This window comes from Kitasatospora sp. NPDC059747 (assembly GCF_042732955.1).
Classification (GTDB): Bacteria; Actinomycetota; Actinomycetes; order Streptomycetales; family Streptomycetaceae; genus Kitasatospora.
On sequence record NZ_JBHWGV010000294.1, the window covers coordinates 1 to 1,071 of the forward strand.

Annotated in this window: 1 protein-coding gene; it reads right to left on the reverse strand. The window is 68.8% G+C overall.

Translation table 11 applies throughout. The annotated features are described in order from the left end of the window. Positions 1-1,030, reverse strand: a 1,030-nt coding sequence (locus tag ACFV4G_RS43570) for a beta-ketoacyl reductase (protein ID WP_380449229.1), incomplete at its 3' end; no start/stop codon positions are given. Positions 1,031-1,071 lie beyond the last annotated feature (41 nt).

The window sequence follows — 1,071 nt, forward strand, 5'->3', positions numbered from 1 at the left end:
CCGTGTCGAAGTGGGTGAGGGCTTCGGTGGTGGTGAGGGGGGTGATGCCGGTGCGGGCGAGGCGGGCGAGGTCGGTGGTGGTGAGGGTGGCGGCCATGCCGTGGGGTTGTTCCCATAGGCCCCAGGCGATGGAGGTGGCGGGGAGTCCTTGGGCGTGGCGGTGTTGGGCGAGGGCGTCGAGGTAGGTGTTGGCGGCGGCGTAGTTGGCTTGGCCGGGGTTGCCGATGATGCCGGCGATGCTGGAGAAGAGGATGAAGGCGTCGAGGTTGTGGTGCTGGGTGAGTTCGTGGAGGTGGTGGGCGGCTTGGGTTTTGGGGTGGAGGACGTGGTTGAGGGTGTGGGGGGTGAGGGTTTCGAGGGTGGTGTCGTGGAGGATGCCGGCGGCGTGGATGACGGCGGTGAGGGGGTGTTGGTGGGGCATGGTGGTGAGGAGGTGGTGGAGGGCGTTGCGGTCGGTGGTGTCGCAGGCGGTGAGGGTGACGGTGGCGCCGAGGTTGGTGAGGTGGGTGAGGAGTTGGGGGGCGTCGGGGGCTTGGGGGCCGCGTCGGCTGGTGAGGTGGAGGTGGGTGATGTGGTGGTGGGTGATGAGGTGTTCGGCGATGAGTTTGCCGAGGGCGCCGGTGGCTCCGGTGATGAGGACGGTGCCGTTGGGGTTGAGGGTGGTGGGGTTGGTGGTGGGGGTGGTTTTGGTGAGGCGGGGGGTGAGGATGTGGCCTTGGCGGAGGGCGAGTTGGGGTTCGTTGGTGGTGAGGGCGGTGGGGAGTGCGTGGTGTGAGGCGGGGGTGTTGTCGGTGTCGATGAGGGTGAAGTGTCCGGGGTGTTCGGATTGGGCGGTGCGGATGAGGCCCCAGGCGGTGGATTGGGTGAGTGCGGGGACGGGTTCGTTGGGGTGGGTGGCGAGTGCGCCGTGGGTGATGAGGGCGAGGCGGGTGCCGGTGGGGTGGTCCTGGGCGAGCCAGTTCTGGACGAGGGTGAGGGCGTGGAGTGCGGTGTCCTCGGGGGTGGTGTCGGTGTCGAGGTGGACGATCACCGGTTCCGGGGTGTCGGAGTGACCCGAACCCCCACCGGACG